Genomic DNA, 17,978 nt, shown 5'->3' with positions numbered 1-17,978 from the left:
TTACAGCAATGTCTCATAAAACAATTAGCAGCTTAGTCGCTGTATTTGGGCTATTGGTTTCACCATGGTCCCTCGCGGCAATTAAGGAATATCACCTTAATATTAATGAACAACAGGTCAATGTTACCGGTCAGCCGCTCAAACGAATTACGGTAAATGGCAAGTTTACAGCACCACTCCTTGAGTTTGAGGAAGGAGATGAGGCTGTTATTCATGTTCATAACCAATTAAAGAATCAGGATACGTCTTTGCACTGGCATGGGTTGTTACTGCCAGGGTTAATGGATGGCGTACCGGGTTTCAATGGTTTTAAAGGAATTGCTCCAAACGGAGATTTTGTTTACCGCTTTAAGGTGAAACAAAACGGCACCTATTGGTATCACGCCCATAGTAAAGGCCAAGAGCAAGACGGTTTATATGGCCCACTCGTGATTTATCCGAAAGGGAGAACACCAGTTGCAGCACATGAAAAAACTGACCGTGATTATGTTGTGATGCTTTCAGATTTTCATAACTCTTCTAGCGATAGCATTATGAAGAATTTGAAAAAATCTGCTGAGTATTATCAAAATCGCCGTGAAACCGTATCTGATGTCTGGAAGCAGGTTAAAGCTCAAGGCTTAAAAGCAACTTGGCAAGATCGTTCGATGTGGAACCAGATGCGGATGTTAAAAACCGATATGTCTGATGTGACGGGTTATACCTTCTTAGTCAACGGTAAGACACCGCAGCAAAACTGGACAGGGGATTTTAAGGCGGGAGATAAGGTTCGATTACGATTTATTAACGCATCGGCAATGTCATTTTTTGATGTCAGAATTCCAAACTTGAAAATGACAGTCGTGAGTGCAGATGGGCAGCCAGTAAAACCTGTTGCAATTGATGAGTTTCGTATTGGCACAGCCGAAACCTACGATGTGATTGTTGAACCTAAACAGGCAAGCTATCAGATTGAAGCAGAGTCAATTGACCGTAGTGGTTTTGCTATTGGTACTTTGCATGATGAAAATACTCAGGTGGTTGGTCCAATTCAAATGCCACAGCCACGTCCGCGATCTTTATTGACCATGGATGATATGGGCATGAGTCATGGTGATGGAGCGAGTGATGAACATGCTGGCCATCAGATGAACATGCAACATGACATGTCTGCTATGCCAGAAATGAAAAAAGAGACAAGCCATGCTAATCATGATCATGCAATGATGAAAATGGACCATGGTATGAAAGATATGTCATCTGGCGAACATGATCATTCTATGATGCAAATGAAGCACGACATGTCAGTGATGCCTGAAATGAAACACGATATGCAGGTAAAGCCATCTAGCGAGCATGATCACGCTATGATGAATATGAATCATGAGATGCCTGCTCAATCTAAAACTACAGTTAAAAAAGATGAGCCGGTGTATGGCTGGGCAAATGCTTCAACACCAGCCGGTATGAAAGCATTGCAGTATAGTGATTTGCAGTCTTTAACGCCTCAGCCTGACACCCGTGCGCCGGAACGAGAATTAGTCATTCGTTTAGGCGGAAACATGGAGCGTTATATCTGGACCATTAATGGCAAGAAATTTAGCGAAGCTGAGCCATTGCAAGTTAAATATGGCGAACGTATTCGCTTGAAGTTCGTGAATGACAGCATGATGGCTCACCCAATGCATTTACATGGCATGTTCATGCAATTGGAAAATGGTCAACAAGCTGAAAACTTGCCAAATAAACATACCGTTATTGTTCCACCAGGAAAGACCGTTACTGCGTTATTGACAGCCGATGCATTAGGAGAATGGGCGATTCATTGTCATTTGCTCTATCACATGAGTGCAGGGATGATGAATAAGTTGATTGTGGCTCAAGTGAATGATGGGGCAGAACCAGCATCTCAAGCACCTGTTCAATCTGAAAATGAGAAAGGAGCTAGTCATGCACATCACTAAGTTATTTTCTCAAATGATATGTTGCGGTGTTTTCTCTAGCATATCTGTATTTAGTTTCGCTCAAGAACCTTTAACACATGATCATTTACGCGAACATGGTGGACAGGTTTATCAGGCGACTACGATTGATACTGGATGGACTCAAAATGAAGAAGGGGAAGGTAGTTTTTCTTCTGAATTAGAAAGTTGGGTGGGAACTGATGAAAATAAATTATTCATCAAAGCTCATGTTGAAAAAGCTGAGTCGGAAGATGCTAATTACGGCGCTTCATTACTTTACAGCCGAAATGTAGCTGATTATTGGGATGTACAGGCTGGGGTAAATTACGAGCGTTTACAGCGGGAAGACCAAAAGCAAGATCGCTGGGCTGGTGTAGTTGGTTTACATGGCATGGCACCTTACTTTTTTGAAACCGATACATATCTTTATGCAGGCGAGGACCAGCTATGGAAGCTAAGCTTAGAGACGGAAAGAGACTTACTCTTTACCCAAAAGTTGATTGGTAAACCTTATTTAAAAGCAGACGTTGTTTTGCAAGATGAATCTCGCTATGCCAGTAAAACAGGTTTATCAAGTTTACAAGCTGGCTTTCAAACCCGTTATGAAATCAATAAAAAGGTAATGCCATTTGTTGATGTCGGTTATGGCTATGAAAAAGGCTTAAAACAAACTGCTTGGCAAACTGGAACCGACTCTGAACATGGTTGGTATTATGGAGCAGGGTTAACACTAAAATTCTAATTGCAGAACAAAAAGTAAGCTTAACGACATGCCATTGGTTTATACTAATGGCATTGTTTTTTGTGTCAGTTATGGTGCACAGATGGCTTTAGAAAAACAAGAGAATCAAATACATTTAAGTAAAAGTAGTTCTAGCTGCGGGTGCTCAAGCATGCCTTCTCAGGAGTATTCTACGCCTAGTGAACTCGGGGCTAAGAAGAGCCAATGGGTGAGTTATTATCATATTCCTCACATGGATTGTGCAGCCGAAGAGCAAATGGTACGGATGGCTTTAGCCTCTTACGCTGACGATATTCAGGAACTTAATTTTGACTTACCAGCACGCCATTTGGCGATTTATCACAGTGCTCAAGCTGAAATGATTACCCAAAGCCTACAGCGTCTAGGATTAGGAGCCGAGTTACAACAAACGCAGCCACATTATGAACCTGTTGAAAAACCTAAAAAGGTTAGAGCCAGTTCTTCAATGAATGCAGCACAAAAGCAAGTTTTACAATGGTTGTTACTGATTAATGGTGTCATGTTTGTCATTGAGTTTATGGCAGGCATTATTGCTTCATCGACAGGGCTAATCGCCGATTCGCTTGATATGTTTGCCGATGCTGCAATTTATGGCATTGCCTTATTTGTGGTAGGTAAAAATCTTAATGCTCAATTAAAGGCTGCACATTTATCTGGTTGGTTGCAGTTCGGCTTAGCCATCATTGTGTTAATTGATGTGCTGCGTCGCTTTATATATGGCAGTGAACCTGTTTCAATTCTCATGATTTTAATTGGTGGATTAGCGCTTGCAGCCAATATTAGTTGCCTTTATTTAATGAGTGACCATAAAGAGAGTGGGGCACACATGAAGGCGAGTTATATCTTTTCTGCAAATGATGTCATTGTAAACTTAGGTGTTATTGTTGCGGGAATATTGGTTGCAATGACAGGTTCTCCTTATCCTGATTTAATTATTGGACTGATTATTGTTTTATTTGTTTTAAATAGTGCCCGAAAAATTTTACAGTTAAAAAACCAATAAGATTTTCTAAGACAGGCTAGCTTTAGATAGGGTTTGCCTTCATTTTTTATTTTAAAGTAAACTGAGTCCTCACATAAAGGAGGAACGACCTCCCCCATAATGGGTAATCATGTCGGGACGACCTGACAATATAAAAATTAGTGAATGTTATGGCTTGGGCTATTTTAATCTTAGCAGGTGTATTTGAAATCATTTGGGCATATTCTATGAAAATGTCCGAAGGTTTTACACGCTTAACCCCTAGTATTATTACGGTAGTTTTTATGATTTTGAGTGTAGTTCTACTTTCAATTTCAATGAAAACTTTACCTCTTGGCACTGCCTATACGGTTTGGACAGGAATTGGCGCAATTGGATCATTTTTAGTGGGCATATTTTTTCTCAATGAACCAATTGGAGCTATGCGAATGATTGCCGCTGTACTGATTGTGTCAGGTTTGGTTTTAATGAAAATTTCGTCGCCGTCCTAAGAGAATAAACTATGTTGCTGTCTTATAAGTATATCAATTCGCCTGTTGGGCAATTAAAGCTGGTTGCGAATGAAAATGCTTTAGTGGCAGTACTCTGGGAAAATGAAAATCCAAAACGTGTTCGGCTGGCTGAGCTGGTCGAACAAGTCGAACATCCAGTTTTATTAAAGACTGAGCAACAATTAGAAGAATATTTTGAAGGCAAGCGCTGTGAGTTTTCTTTGCCACTAGATTTCGAAGGAACCGCATTTCAAAAACAGGTATGGGCTGCGTTACTCACCATCCCTTATGGGGAAACAAGAAGTTATAAAGAAATCGCAATTCAAATTGGTAATGAAAAAGCTGTACGAGCAGTGGGCGCTGCAAATGGGAAAAACCCGATTTCGATTATTGCGCCTTGTCACCGAGTAATTGGTGCGGGTGGGGCATTAGTTGGTTTTGCTGGTGGTCTTGATAAGAAAGATATTTTATTAAAGCTAGAGCAACAATGAGCCGTTTTGCGCTCGATTTTTTTAGACTTTTCTACTAAGCTGTCAAAAATGATATTTCATAAAGAGTGTGCTTCATTGCATTGCTTTTTTGAAATATTGGTCTTATTCATAACAAACTCTGGATGTTCTAAAAATGGCTGTCGGTGACGTAACAATGCCACAAATGCATGTGGTAAAAGGTGTAAAAATTGGCTCAACAGAAGCATATGTACGTTACCCAAACCGACGAGATTTAGTCATTTTTGAGTTTGCAGAAGGTTCAAATGTTGCAGGTGTATTTACCCAAAATGCATTTTGTGCTGCACCTGTTCATGTCTCTAAGGCCCATCTTACCCAAGGTAATCCTCGCTATTTAGTGATTAATACGGGTAATGCCAATGCAGGTACTGGACCTACAGGCTTGAAAAATGCTCAAGATACTTGCGCAAAATTAGCTGAGATTTCTGGGGTAAACAGCTCAGAGATTTTACCGTTTTCTACAGGCGTGATTGGCGAACAGCTTCCAATGGAGCGTTTACTCTCTGGACTTCGACCTGCGTTAAATACTTTGCAAGACGCTGCTTGGTATGACGCAGCATCTGGCATTATGACCACAGATACAGTACCAAAAGGTGCATCTGAACAATTCGAGATAGATGGCATTACTTATACTATGACAGGTATTAGTAAAGGCGCTGGCATGATTCGTCCAAACATGGCAACCATGCTGAGCTTTGTAGCTACAGACGCACCTATTAGCCGTGATTTAGTACAAAGCTTATTAAAGACAACGGTTGAGCATTCATTTAACCGTATTACGATTGATGGCGATACCTCAACCAATGACTCTTGTATTTTTGTGGCAACAGGTCAGGCAGGTGGAGCTGAAATTACTTCAATTAACGATGCACGCTACGCTCAGGTGTTAGAAGTACTGGCTCGTGTTATGAATCGTTTAGCACAGTTAATTGTACGTGACGGCGAAGGTGCAACGAAGTTTATTACTGTTGCTGTAGAAGGCGGTGGCAACACACAAGAATGTTGCGATATTGCTTATAGCATTGCTCATTCGCCGTTAGTAAAAACCGCACTTTTTGCATCTGACCCGAACTGGGGCCGTATTTTAGCTGCGATTGGCTATGCAGGAGTTAAAGACTTAGACGTATCTAAAATTCAGGTATGGCTAGATGACGTACAAATCTGTAAGGATGGTGGAGCTGCCGAGGACTATACCGAAGAGGCGGGTGCGCGTGTTATGGCACAAACAGAAATTACCATTCGAGTTGATTTAGGACGCGGTCAGGCCAAAGACACGGTATATACCTGTGACTTATCTTACGACTATGTCAAAATTAATGCTGATTACCGTTCTTAAATATCAGTTATAATCAAGCCTCGACAAAGAGGCTTTTTTATTAGCCCCATCTTTTGATATTAAATGATTCAAGTTAGTAATCATTTAAGCAGTAACGTTATATGCGAGCAGGTATGCCAGCATGAAGGATAGAGAAGACGTTTTTATGAGTGATGCGACTTTAATTGCCAACGATGCAAAAAACATTGTACAAGCGCATTTAGACCGTTTAGGTGAGCCAAAAGACAACAGCTTAAGTGAAGAAGCAAAACAACAAAAGTTTGCTCAGATCGAAGCAGAGCTCAAAAAACGTGATGCTGTCCTTGTTGCACACTACTATTGCGACCCTGAAGTACAGGAACTTGCCGAAAAAACAGGTGGATGTGTTTCTGACTCTTTAGAAATGGCCCGTTTCGGACGAGATCATGCTGCCTCTACACTGGTTGTGGCAGGTGTTAAATTTATGGGAGAAACAGCAAAAATTCTGTCTCCTGAAAAAACCATTTTAATGCCGACACTCGAAGCGACATGTTCACTCGATTTAGGTTGTCCGGTTGATGAGTTCACGGCCTTTTGTGATCAGCACCCTGACTACACCGTAGTTGTCTATGCTAATACCTCGGCAGCTGTTAAAGCACGAGCAGACTGGGTGGTGACTTCAAGCTGTGCGGTCGAAATTGTTGAACATCTTGATAGCTTGGGCGAAAAAATTATCTGGGCACCAGATCAACACTTAGGCCGTTATATTCAAAAGAAAACCGGTGCTGATATGTTGCTTTGGGATGGCGCATGTATTGTGCATGAAGAATTCCGTGCACGTGGCATTGCCAACATGAAAGCACTATATCCAGATGCAGCGGTATTGGTACATCCAGAATCGCCAGAGTCGGTTGTAGAAATTGCAGATGCGGTAGGTAGTACTTCTCAATTGATTAAAGCTGCGCAGACTTTGCCAAATGAAAGACTCATTGTGGCAACTGACCGTGGTATTTTCTACAAAATGCAGCAAGCTGTACCAAATAAGATTTTAGTTGAGGCGCCAACAGCAGGTGAGGGTGCAACTTGTCGTTCATGTGCACACTGTCCGTGGATGGCAATGAATGAACTCGATGGAATTTTAGAAGTTTTACAAAAGGGTGATCAGGAAATACACGTGGATCCAGCGCTTGCTGAACGTGCCAAAATGCCTTTAGATCGAATGTTAGCCTTTAGTGCATCGTTAAAGCGTTAAAAAGACTCAAAATGCTTGTTAAATATACATTTGATAAGGATTTTTAACTTTTTTTGACAATAGGTGTTGACGTCTGAGGGCGTCGCGCCTAGAATGCACACCGTACCGCACGATGTGCGATACAGCAAAAGCTGAGATAGATCGGAGCATAGCACAGCCTGGTAGTGCACCTGGTTTGGGACCAGGGGGTCGTAGGTTCGAATCCTACTGCTCCGACCACTTAAAATAATATTTTAAGATCGGCGAAGTATCGCATGATAAGCATCATCGGTTAAGCGCCTGTAGCTCAGTTGGATAGAGCATCCGCCTTCTAAGCGGATGGTCACAGGTTCGAATCCTGTCAGGCGCGCCACTCGGTAGCTTGGTACATAGAACTATTTGATGGTGGATGTAGCTCAGTTGGTAGAGCCCTGGATTGTGATTCCAGTTGTCGCGGGTTCGAATCCCGTCATTCACCCCAATTTCGGAGCATAGCACAGCCTGGTAGTGCACCTGGTTTGGGACCAGGGGGTCGTAGGTTCGAATCCTACTGCTCCGACCATATTTAAAAGCGTTCAAGCTTTATAAAATATCCCAAAGATTAAAAAGAATTTCTTCTTATCTTATCGATAGAAGGAATTTTTTTGTTTTCTATTTCGAAATTTTAATTCAAACGCCTCCAATATTTGAACTCGTATTCCTTATATACATATAACCTCTGTTCTCTGTTCTCTGTTCTCTGTTCTCTGTTCTCTGTTCTCTGTTCTCTGTTCTCTGTTCTCTGTTCTCTGTTCTCTGTTCTCTGTTCTCTGTTCTCTGTTCTCTGTTCTCTGTTCTCTGTTCTCTGTTCTCTGTTCTCTGTTCTCTGTTCTCTGTTCTCTGTTCTCTGTTCTCTGTTCTCTGTTACTGATATTTTTGTCTTAACTCATCCTTTTCTTGATCTGATAAAAATGCGATTTTAAGTCCATTTTCTTGAGCTGTATAAATTTGTTCAGGGGTTAATCCTGCCAATGGGGCAGCACTTAAATATTCATGTTGTATCTCAATACCTTCTACAGCAGGGTCATCCGTATTAATAGTGGCAAGCACACCATGCTCTAAAAAAGTCTTTAATGGATGTTGTGCTAGTGAGGGTACTGTGTTGGTTTGAATGTTTGAGGTGAGACATGACTCGATACCAATCTCATGTTTAGCTAAATAGTCTAAAAGCTTCAAATCTTGAACCGCTTTAACACCATGTCCAATTCGTTCAGCACCTAATTCTTGAATTGCTTGCCAAATACTTTCTGGACCCGCAGCTTCACCTGCATGTACCGTAATATGCCAACCTGTATCACGTGCTTTTTTAAAGTGATCAATAAATAAATTGCCCGGAAAACCAAGTTCGTCTCCAGCGAGATCCAACGCTTTAATATCATTTTTATGGGCAAGTAGAGCATTTAATTCTTTTTCGCAGGCTTCTTGACCAAAAGTACGACTCATAATCCCAATTAAATTAGCTTTTACCCCGTAAGTCTGACTCCCTTCTTTTATGCCAGCAATAACAGCTTCAACAACACCTTCAAGCGGTAGTTGATGCGTCATGCCCATATAACCCGGTGAAAAACGTAGTTCTACATAGTCTAGGCCTTGTTGTGCAGCATCTTGCATGTTTTCAAAAGCAATACGTTTGCAGGCATCTAAACTCGCTAATACTTTTACCCCCCAATCCAGCTTCGATAAAAAACTTAATAAATCTGGTTGGTTATCCATCACTTGTACGTGTGGGCGTAAAGATTCAATGTCGTAGACAGGCAAATCTAAATGGTATTGTTGCCCTAATTCTAAAATAGTTTGAATACGGATATTGCCATCGAGGTGGCGGTGTATATCTGTAAGGGGAAGTGTTTTTGTAATCATAGGTTTCTTCTTATCTGTTTGTATCAATTCATCATGCCTGTTTAGGGTCACTGATAAAAGTTTGGATTTGCTATGTTTTTGTGAAAAGGGGTTTAGTTGAGTTTTTTGAACTTAAGATATTCGTTTAAGTTTTAATTTTGATGACATTGTTCTGGCCTAAGAAGATAACGCAGTCTGTGTAAGATACAAGCACTAAGATTTTTATTGTTTTTAATCTCGCTGAGCCTACCTACTGTTGACTATTTAAAAATAGATTGGCTAAAGAATGGTCATTGGTATTTCATCTGTTACTTGTAAATATGAGTGAAGGCTTGCTAAAGACCAAACTGATAAGGCGATTAATTTATCTGTAGAAATCTATTTCTGGCAAGTAAATGAAAAGAAGAAATAGGAAGCGTTCAAATGAAGTCGGTACTTTGTCATCAAGCAAAATTAGAAGTGGTGAACCAACCGAAATTAACGCCTGCAAAAGGACAGGTGTTATTAGAAGTGGTTCGATGCGGGATTTGTGGCTCTGATTTGCATATGCAGCATCACTGCGACCACATGCATGATTTAGCCGCACGTGTCGGGTTTAATGGTTTAGCTAAGTCCACAGACCCGTTTGTACTGGGACATGAGTTTTGTGGCAAAGTTTTGGATTATGGCCCAAAAACTCGTCATAAATTTAAAGCCGATACACTTGTTTGTGCAATGCCTCTTTTAAATGTAGATCAGCATGGTTATTTATCTACAGGGCTTTCTCCAAATGCTTCAGGTGGTTATGCCGAGCAGGTACTTGCTCAATCAAGCTTGATGTTTGAAGTACCCAATGGTCTAGATGCAGATAGTGCTGCCATGACTGAACCTATGGCAGTCGCATTGCATGCTGTTCGCCGTAGCCGTGTGAAAACCAGTGAACCTGCTATTGTGATTGGCTGTGGTCCTGTCGGGCTAGGTGTTATTTTAATGCTTAAAGCGGCTGGGGTTAAAACTGTAGTTGCTAGTGACTTTTCTCCAAACCGACGTAAACTTGCCGAACAATGCGGTGCTGATATTGTGGTTGACCCTAAAGAAACATCGCCATTTGCTAACTGGAAAGAGTTTGGTTTGCTTGGCAATGTTTCTGATGCAATTAATATGGGCATGGGGCTGTTTGATAAGTTGCAAGCGACACGCTTACCATGGTGGCATGGATGGCGCATGATTGATAAGTTGGGCGCTTTGCCAAAACGCCCTGTTATTTTTGAGTGTGTGGGCGTACCGGGTGTTTTACAGCAAATTATTGAAGGTGCACCTTTGTTTTCCCGAATTGTCGGGGTGGGTGTGTGCATGCAAAGTGACAAAATAGAACCTGCACTTGCGATTAATAAAGAGTTAGAAATTCAGTTTGTGTTGGGCTATACACCGCTTGAGTTTCGAGATGCCCTGCATATGATTGCAGAAGGTAAAGTGAACTGCTCACCACTGATTACCGGTGTTGTGGGTTTAGAGGGTGTTACGAGTGCATTTGAAGCGTTAAGCGACCCTGAACAGCATGCCAAAATTTTGATTGACCCGAAACGTAGTGGTTCAGATATTCAATTGATGAGTCATTAATTCAAAGTAAATTACGGTTAATTAAAAAGGTTGTGATCTCATTAATCACAACCTTTTTTTATGAGTATAAATCGCAATATTGGATGTTCAATAATAGCTATAGAGCTGTGTTACTTTTTAGCTGCTCTAATTCGTGGTGAATCCAGTCGACAAATTTCTGAATGGTCGGTGTGATGTCTTGGCTTGAATGAATAAGGTAGTACTTGCGGCTGCCTTTTAGTTTTTTATTGGAAACAATAACAAGTTCTTTTTTTTGTAGTTCCGACTCAATCAACATTTGCGGAATTAGGGCCATTCCCATGTCATGGCTAGCGGCCACAGCAAGCATTGAAAATAACTCATGACGTTGTCCATCAAAGGGCTTAGGGTGTTGCATGTGATGAGTCAGAAACCATTCTTGCCAAATGCTAGGCCGAGTGGTTTGTTGTAGCAGGGGAATTTTTAGTAAATCCTCGCAGCTTAAGTCATAAGTATTTTCATTGATCATCACTGCATCTGGAAAATACTTTTCGATCAGCCTTGGTGAGCACACAGGTACAATTTCTTCATCCATTAAATAATGCGCTTGTATGCCGGGCCAGTGGTCAATTTGCTGCTGGGTACCTGCAAAAATAGCTGCGTCAAAAATATTGTCATTAAATAAAAAAGGCTTGGTACTGGTTTCTAAGTGAACCGTAATTTCAGGGTGTTTTTGATTTAAAAGATGAAGTTTGGGTAACAGCCAGCGCGTTGCAAATGTGGGAACCACACCTAATTTTAGAGTCCCACCTAAACCCTTATGAGAAATCACATCGGCCGTACATTTCTCTAGCCCTAACAAGTAGGGTTTAATGCTTTTAAAATATTGTTGGCCCGCAATAGTTAGCTCGACGCCATGCCGAGTACGTATAAAAAGTTCTACGCCCAAGAAATCTTCTAACTGCTGAATTTGGCGAGAGACCGCACTTTGGGTAATAAATAACTCTTGCGCAGCATAGGTATAACTTAGATGTTTTGCTGCACTTTCAAAGCAAATCAGGCCCTGAATTGACGGGATACTTCTTCGCATAAATAAAATCCTTTTATTTGTCGTCATATTTCAAAACAGCATATGACCTAAATGCAGATAGCAGAGTTTAGTATAAAAATAAGCCATTTTTAATGAAATACAACGAATTAAATATCTAAATTTAATGCGTCTTATTTTAAATATGCGTAAGTCGCATATGTGCATGAACATTTATCGTTTGATTACTGCATTTTTCACGCATAACATCGAGTTAAATAAAGAAGATCAAATCAAGCAGAGGATGCGATGAATCACATGGTGACAACAAAAAAAGCAAAAGTTCAATTTAACTGGCAAGACCCATTTTTAATTGAGCAACAGCTTACCGAAGATGAACGCATGATTCGTGATGCGGCTCATGCCTATTGCCAAGAACGCTTGCAACCACGTGTACTTGAACAATTCCGTCATGAAAAAACAGATCCGTCTATTTTTCGTGAAATGGGAGAGCTCGGTTTACTGGGACCAACTATTCCTGAGCAATATGGTGGCGCGGGTTTGAACTATGTGAGTTACGGTTTGGTCGCGCGTGAAATTGAATATGTTGATTCGGGCTATCGCTCTATGGCGAGTGTACAAAGCTCATTGGTGATGGTTCCAATTCATGAATTTGGTACTGAAGAACAAAAGCAGAAGTACTTACCTAAACTTGCCACTGGTGAATACATTGGCTGTTTTGGTTTAACAGAACCTGACCATGGCTCAGACCCGGGCAGTATGATTACACGTGCTAAAAAAGTTGACGGTGGTTACCGTTTAACTGGCGCAAAAATGTGGATTACCAATAGCCCAATTGCTGATGTGTTTGTAGTGTGGGCAAAAGAAGTTTCTGCTGAAGGTAATGTGGGTGATATTCGAGGCTTTATTTTAGAAAAGGGCTGGGAAGGGCTATCTGCACCTGCCATTCATGGCAAGGTCGGTTTACGTGCATCGATTACGGGTGAAATTGTGATGGATAACGTTTTTGTGCCTGAAGAAAATGCATTCCCTGAAGTTCGAGGATTACGTGGTCCGTTCACTTGCTTAAATAGTGCCCGCTATGGCATTGCATGGGGCGCAATGGGTGCTGCCGAGTTCTGTTGGCATACCGCACATCGATACACAATGGACCGTAAACAGTTTGGCCGTCCGTTGGCTGCAAATCAGTTGATTCAAAAGAAACTGGCTGATATGCAAACTGAAATTGCATTAGGTTTGCAAATAGCTTTACGTTTCGGACGCATGAAAGATGAAGGTATTGCGTCAGTTGAAGGCACATCTTTAATTAAGCGTAACAACTGTGGAAAGGCGCTTGATATTGCTCGCATGGCACGTGACATGATGGGTGGAAACGGTATTAGCGATGAGTTTGGTGTGGCCCGTCATTTGGTTAATCTTGAAGTTGTGAATACCTACGAGGGTACACATGACGTTCATGCCTTGATTTTAGGCCGTGCACAAACAGGCATCGCAGCATTTAGTAACTAACTCATTCATTTTTAAAAGATAGAGGTGTTCTTTCGAGAGCACCTTTAGGGATTTTTACGCAAAAATTTATGGATAATGACAAGATTCATCGTAAGGATACTCATGTGAAGATGTGCCTCTGTGTACTTAAAACTAAATGTAAGATGATGAAAAGTATAGAAGATTAAGTCATACAGAAAACATAAGTAAGCTATCGATGACTCATTTGGGAAAATGAGGAACTAATGATGAACAATGACGTTCAAGTAATATCGAAAGAATTAAGAAATACATTTCCAAGTAACCTTGGAACATATGAAAAGATCGGACCTCATACATGGAAATGGGCGTTGCTATTTGCCTATTTTGCGATGGTGGTCGATGGCATTGATATTATGCTGCTATCTTATAGCTTAACCAGTTTAAAGGCAGAGTTTGGTTTAAGTACCTTTCAAGCAGGTGCATTGGGTAGTGCGTCGTTAGCGGGTATGGGCGTTGGCGGTATTTTAGGTGGCTGGGCATGTGACAAGTTTGGTCGTGTAAGAACCATTGCTAACTCAGTGACCTTCTTTTCAGTAGCAACCTGTTTATTGGGTTTTACGCAAAGCTTTGAACAATTTATGGCTTTACGCTTTATTGGTGCTTTAGGAATCGGAGCACTCTATATGGCCTGTAATACCTTAATGGCTGAATATGTGCCGACAACTTACCGTACAACCGTATTGGGCACGTTACAGACTGGCCAAACAGTGGGCTATATTGCTGCGACGCTGTTAGCTGGTGCAATTATTCCCGATCATGGCTGGCGTATTTTGTTCTTTCTGACCGTGGTGCCTGCTTTTGTTAATATTTTCCTACAACGATTTGTGCCAGAGCCGAAATCTTGGCAGCTCACCAAAATTGAAAGCTTACAAGGCAATAGACAGCCTAAAGAAATTGTAGCGACTGAGAAACCAAAAAGTAGCAGTATCTATAAGCAAATTTTTAATAACTTTAAGCACCGTAAAATGTTTTTGTTGTGGATGACTACAGCATTCTTCTTACAGTTTGGTTATTACGGCATTAACAACTGGATGCCAAGTTATTTAGAAACAGAAGTGCATATGAACTTTAAAAACTTAACCAGTTATATGGTGGGTTCATATACCGCAATGATTCTAGGCAAAATTTTAGCGGGCTATCTTGCTGACAAATTTAACCGCCGTGCTGTTTTTGTGTTTGGAACAATTGCCAGCGCCGTGTTCTTGCCAATCATTATTTTCTTCAATACCCCTGACAATATTTTGTATCTATTGATCACCTTTGGCTTCTTATATGGAATTCCATACGGTGTGAACGCGACTTATATGGCTGAAAGTTTTTCAACCGATGTGCGCGGAACAGCCATTGGCGGTGCTTATAACATTGGTCGAGTCGGAGCAGCAATTGCACCAGCTACGATTGGTTTCTTGGCATCAGGGGGTACGTTTACCATGGCCTTTATTGTGATGGGCGCTGCATATTTTGTTGCGGGTGTATTGCCAGGCTTATTTATTAAAGATCGTCAGTACGATCCGCAAAAACAATCATAAACAATGACAAGAAGGCACTTTGAGTGCCTTCTAAAAGATAAGGGTAGCGTTATGGGTGCATTACAAGGAATTCGGGTTTTAGATTTAAGTCGTGTGCTTGCAGGACCATGGTGTGGACAAATCTTGGCAGACCTTGGCGCAGAAGTCATTAAAATTGAACGTCCTCGAGTAGGTGATGACACCCGCATGTGGGGACCGCCATGGATGCCCGATCAAGACGGAAACATGACCCGTGAATCTGGCTATTTTCAGTGTACTAACCGCAATAAATATTCTGTTGCGGTAGACATTACCACACCCGAAGGTCAGGCCTTAATTTATGAAATTGCCAAGACTGCCGATGTGGTGATTGAAAACTATAAGACCGGGTCTTTGGCAAAATATGGCCTAGATTACGCTTCATTAAGTGAGCTCAACCCAAATCTTGTTTATTGCTCAATTACCGGTTTTGGACAAGATGGCCCGCGTGCAGAAGAACCTGGTTATGACTTTATTATTCAGGGTATGTCAGGCTTAATGAGCATTACTGGTGAACCTGATGATGTGGCAGGTGGCGGAGCACAAAAGGTTGGCGTGGCTGTTGTAGATATTCAAACCGGGTTGTATTCAACCATTGCCATTCAAGCTGCTTTGATTGCACGTTCCCATACGGGCCGTGGTCAATATATTGATATGTCACTACTTGATGTGCAGGTCGCGGCGCTGGCAAATCAGGGAATGAACTATTTAGCTTCGGGTAAAGCCCCACAGCGTATGGGTAATCAACATCCAAGTATTGTGCCGTATCAAACTTTTAAGGCTAAAGATAAAGAATTTATTATTGCTTGCGGTAACGACAAGCAGTTTAAAGATTTATGTATTGCAATTGGTTACCCAGAGCTGCTCGAAAATGAAAAGTTTGTGCGTAATCAAGACCGCGTCAATTATCGAGATGAACTGATTCCTTTATTGTCAGAGCACTTTTTGCAGAAAACTGTCAAAGAGTGGGTTGAGATGATTCATGCTTTAAAAGTACCAGTGGGTGTCATCAACTCAATTGAAGATGCCTTGGCTGAACCACAAATTGTGCATCGTAATTTGGTGGTGAATATTCCTCATCGTTTAAATGAAAATTTTCAAACGATTGGTTCACCAATGAAGTTGTCTGATACCCCGGTTGAATACCATCATGCACCGCCAGAGTTAGGTGAACATACTGCTCAAATCTTATCGAGATTTAAAACAGCAAAAGAGCTGGCTACGTTAAAAGAGAAAGGCATTATTGATGGGAAAATTGCTTAAGCTCTTGCTGTTTTGAATGTTATTCAATTTAAATAAAAACTGTGATTTGAAATAAATCACAGTTTTTTTATTAGAAAATAAGAGTTTTAATATTTAAAAATAAGTGGCAGCTCTGGTCTGAAATCATGAATCATTCCTTGAGGTTCATGATCAAAACTGATTTCCATTAAATGCTCCGATCCATCAGTCACCTCAAAATCATCAAGCGTATTGAACAATAACGAAGTAGGGTGCTGTTCAAGGTTTGGAATAGAAACCTTAATCGCTGTGATTTCTGATAAATCTTTGCTATGCACAAGAGGTTGTTGTTTTTCTTTCGCAGCAAGGTCTGGTCGTGAAGCAAATGAAAGGAAGAACCACATGGGTTCAGACACAACAGAATCTTTGGCAACGTTCACTTCTAAGCTGGCTGGCAAATAGCTCGGTTTGTAAACCCAATGAGGAAATTTTGCACCGTTATCATCTTTATTTTTAGGTCGAAAACAAATACCAAAAGGGGACGCGATATTATTTTGAGTACTTAGTCGCTCAAACAGCAGGGTGGGTTTTGTGAGATCACTTGAGGCTTCTTCTGGGTTATTTAAAAAGATTAATTCGATAAAGCTATTTTTAAAGAAAAAGCGTCTGTTTTCTGTACCTTGCCCCGGGTGTTTATTGGATGAGCCTTCTGTTAGACCAAATTTTTTTAAAGTTTCAGCTTCGGGAGCGCCTGATTGTACACAAATAAAAATATGGTCCACTTCCATTTTAAGTTCTCATGTTTTGTTGATGAATATTAAATAATTGATTAATAGAATTTTTCATGTTTATCGCAAGTGTTTCATCGAAACCATCGACTAAAAAGCGGCTAATGAGGCCTTCAATCACCGTATAGATCAGCTCAGATAATGCTTCACCATTAGGTATATTGCAGTTTGCCGCAATCAGTACTTTAATCCATTGTTTATGGGCTTTAGAAATAGAAATAATGTCTTGATCATCTTGGTTAGATTCAGCGACCGCTCTTACAAATAAACAGCCTTTAAAAAAATCTTGCTTAAACCAATTGGTGTGCCAATCAAGAATTTTATTGATGGCCTCTAAGCCAGTTGCATCTCCCACATAGCTTAAAAGACTTTGCTTGAATCGTTCATCACGAGCAACGAGCACAGACTGAACCAGTTGATTTTTATTTTTATAGTAAGTGTACATGGTGGTTTTGGAACAACCGGATTCATCGCGAATCAAGTCAACGCCAACCCCGACAAAACTATTTTCGTTAAATAACTTCTCGGCTGTATCTAATATTTTTAAGGCAGATTTTGACATAAAACTTTTCCAAAAAATAAAATAGTACAGATCTGTACTATTTTGGATTTTATCTATATGCTTTTTAAAAAGCAACTTTTGTTTGAGGAATAAAACCCATGTTCTCGATCTTTTATGGCAAAGAAAAACTAGCCCCATCGCCCACTAAAGTTGATATTTTAAGAAGCCTTATTGGTGGAACAGTCAGTATTTTTATACTTCTGTGGTTAAGTAAGCTCACACACAATATTTTTATCATGGCGCCGTTTGGTGCGACCTGTGTACTGCTCTATACCGTGTCACAGTCACCTTTGGCACAGCCGAGAAATATCATATTTGGGCATCTTATCTCGGCTTTTGTGGGTTTGTTTTTTCTAAAATTTGTGGGTGTTTCTATTTTTACAATTGCATTTTCAGTGGGCTGTGCAATTGCACTTATGCAAGTGTTTAGGTGTGTTCATCCACCTGCTGGTGCCAATCCTCTGGTTATTTTGCTCACCGCAAGCAGCATAAATTACGAGTGGAGTTTCTTAATTTTTCCTGTTTTGGTCGGCGCAGTGTCTTTAGTTTTTGTTGCGATGCTGATTAATAATATTAAAGCGAGCACCAAGTGGCCGATGTATGGTTTAGGAATTTTAAATAGTAAAAAGTAGGG

General features: G+C 40.7%; 16 protein-coding genes and 4 tRNA genes. 16 read left to right on the top strand and 4 right to left on the bottom strand.

The window, feature by feature from the left end; genetic code table 11:
- Positions 1 to 8 precede the first annotated feature (8 nt).
- From ACB088_RS12920 to ACB088_RS12870, 11 genes are all read left to right on the top strand, one after another.
- Positions 9 to 1,943: a copper resistance system multicopper oxidase gene (locus ACB088_RS12920; RefSeq protein ID WP_375037165.1), complete on the top strand. Its 1,935-nt coding sequence runs from the start codon at positions 9 to 11 to the stop codon at positions 1,941 to 1,943.
- Positions 1,930 to 2,685 (top strand): copper resistance protein B, encoded by a 756-nt coding sequence (locus tag ACB088_RS12915; RefSeq protein WP_375037164.1) that lies wholly within the window; start codon positions 1,930 to 1,932, stop codon positions 2,683 to 2,685. The genes ACB088_RS12920 and ACB088_RS12915 overlap by 14 nt, the downstream gene beginning before the upstream one ends.
- A 28-nt stretch (positions 2,686 to 2,713) precedes the next feature.
- Complete coding sequence (locus ACB088_RS12910; RefSeq protein ID WP_231761872.1) at positions 2,714 to 3,709, top strand: cation transporter; 996 nt, start codon at positions 2,714 to 2,716, stop codon at positions 3,707 to 3,709.
- A 149-nt stretch (positions 3,710 to 3,858) separates the two neighbouring features.
- The gene (locus tag ACB088_RS12905) at positions 3,859 to 4,179 is read left to right on the top strand and encodes a multidrug efflux SMR transporter (protein WP_003655889.1); all 321 of its coding nucleotides are present in this window, start codon (positions 3,859 to 3,861) and stop codon (positions 4,177 to 4,179) included.
- An 11-nt stretch (positions 4,180 to 4,190) separates the two neighbouring features.
- Positions 4,191 to 4,670 carry a methylated-DNA--[protein]-cysteine S-methyltransferase gene (locus ACB088_RS12900; protein WP_092710139.1) on the top strand — a complete coding sequence of 160 codons (480 nt, stop codon included), beginning with the start codon at positions 4,191 to 4,193 and terminating at the stop codon, positions 4,668 to 4,670.
- A 133-nt stretch (positions 4,671 to 4,803) separates the two neighbouring features.
- Positions 4,804 to 6,024: a bifunctional glutamate N-acetyltransferase/amino-acid acetyltransferase ArgJ gene (gene argJ / locus ACB088_RS12895; RefSeq protein WP_375037163.1), complete on the top strand. Its 1,221-nt coding sequence runs from the start codon at positions 4,804 to 4,806 to the stop codon at positions 6,022 to 6,024.
- A 145-nt stretch (positions 6,025 to 6,169) separates the two neighbouring features.
- Positions 6,170 to 7,234, top strand: a complete 1,065-nt coding sequence (nadA, locus tag ACB088_RS12890) for a quinolinate synthase NadA (RefSeq protein ID WP_375038806.1) — start codon at positions 6,170 to 6,172, stop codon at positions 7,232 to 7,234.
- Between the two features lie 142 nt (positions 7,235 to 7,376).
- A tRNA-Pro gene (locus ACB088_RS12885) sits at positions 7,377 to 7,453 on the top strand.
- Between the two features lie 56 nt (positions 7,454 to 7,509).
- Positions 7,510 to 7,586, top strand: a tRNA-Arg gene (locus ACB088_RS12880).
- 32 nt (positions 7,587 to 7,618) lie between these two features.
- Positions 7,619 to 7,694: transfer RNA gene (locus ACB088_RS12875), tRNA-His, on the top strand.
- A gap of 4 nt (positions 7,695 to 7,698) precedes the next feature.
- A tRNA-Pro gene (locus ACB088_RS12870) sits at positions 7,699 to 7,775 on the top strand.
- Positions 7,776 to 8,116: 341 nt separating this feature from the next.
- On the opposite strand, the gene add is transcribed toward ACB088_RS12870, so the two are convergent.
- On the bottom strand, positions 8,117 to 9,112 hold the full coding sequence (add, locus tag ACB088_RS12865) for an adenosine deaminase (protein ID WP_375037162.1): 996 nt from the start codon (positions 9,110 to 9,112) through the stop codon (positions 8,117 to 8,119).
- 402 nt (positions 9,113 to 9,514) lie between these two features.
- Here add and ACB088_RS12860 point away from each other — a divergent pair, with 402 nt between their 5' ends.
- A complete protein-coding gene (locus ACB088_RS12860) occupies positions 9,515 to 10,690 on the top strand; it encodes a zinc-binding dehydrogenase (RefSeq protein ID WP_375037161.1) in 1,176 nt (391 codons plus the stop codon).
- Positions 10,691 to 10,787: 97 nt separating this feature from the next.
- On the opposite strand, the gene ACB088_RS12855 is transcribed toward ACB088_RS12860, so the two are convergent.
- A complete protein-coding gene (locus ACB088_RS12855; RefSeq protein WP_375037160.1) occupies positions 10,788 to 11,738 on the bottom strand; it encodes a LysR substrate-binding domain-containing protein in 951 nt (316 codons plus the stop codon).
- 246 nt (positions 11,739 to 11,984) lie between these two features.
- On the opposite strand from ACB088_RS12855, the gene ACB088_RS12850 reads away from it, so the two are divergent.
- From ACB088_RS12850 to ACB088_RS12840, 3 genes are all read left to right on the top strand, one after another.
- Positions 11,985 to 13,205, top strand: a complete 1,221-nt coding sequence (locus tag ACB088_RS12850; RefSeq protein WP_375037159.1) for an acyl-CoA dehydrogenase — start codon at positions 11,985 to 11,987, stop codon at positions 13,203 to 13,205.
- Between the two features lie 227 nt (positions 13,206 to 13,432).
- Positions 13,433 to 14,755 (top strand): MFS transporter, encoded by a 1,323-nt coding sequence (locus ACB088_RS12845; RefSeq protein WP_375037158.1) that lies wholly within the window; start codon positions 13,433 to 13,435, stop codon positions 14,753 to 14,755.
- Between the two features lie 51 nt (positions 14,756 to 14,806).
- Positions 14,807 to 16,036: a CaiB/BaiF CoA transferase family protein gene (locus ACB088_RS12840; RefSeq protein ID WP_375037157.1), complete on the top strand. Its 1,230-nt coding sequence runs from the start codon at positions 14,807 to 14,809 to the stop codon at positions 16,034 to 16,036.
- Positions 16,037 to 16,122: 86 nt separating this feature from the next.
- Here ACB088_RS12840 and ACB088_RS12835 read toward each other — a convergent pair whose 3' ends face one another.
- Complete coding sequence (locus ACB088_RS12835) at positions 16,123 to 16,782, bottom strand: VOC family protein (protein ID WP_375037156.1); 660 nt, start codon at positions 16,780 to 16,782, stop codon at positions 16,123 to 16,125.
- Position 16,783: 1 nt separating this feature from the next.
- Positions 16,784 to 17,344, bottom strand: a complete 561-nt coding sequence (locus ACB088_RS12830; RefSeq protein ID WP_375037155.1) for a TetR/AcrR family transcriptional regulator — start codon at positions 17,342 to 17,344, stop codon at positions 16,784 to 16,786.
- 98 nt (positions 17,345 to 17,442) lie between these two features.
- On the opposite strand from ACB088_RS12830, the gene ACB088_RS12825 reads away from it, so the two are divergent.
- Entirely contained in the window at positions 17,443 to 17,976 is a 534-nt protein-coding gene (locus ACB088_RS12825) for an HPP family protein (RefSeq protein WP_375037154.1), read from the top strand.
- The last annotated feature ends 2 nt before the right edge of the window (positions 17,977 to 17,978 follow it).

The organism is Acinetobacter sp. RW6 (assembly GCF_041956835.1).
Lineage (GTDB): Bacteria > Pseudomonadota > Gammaproteobacteria > Pseudomonadales > Moraxellaceae > Acinetobacter > Acinetobacter calcoaceticus.
The sequence above is the reverse complement of the archived record's forward strand: the minus strand, read 5'-3'. Positions and strand labels throughout refer to the sequence as shown.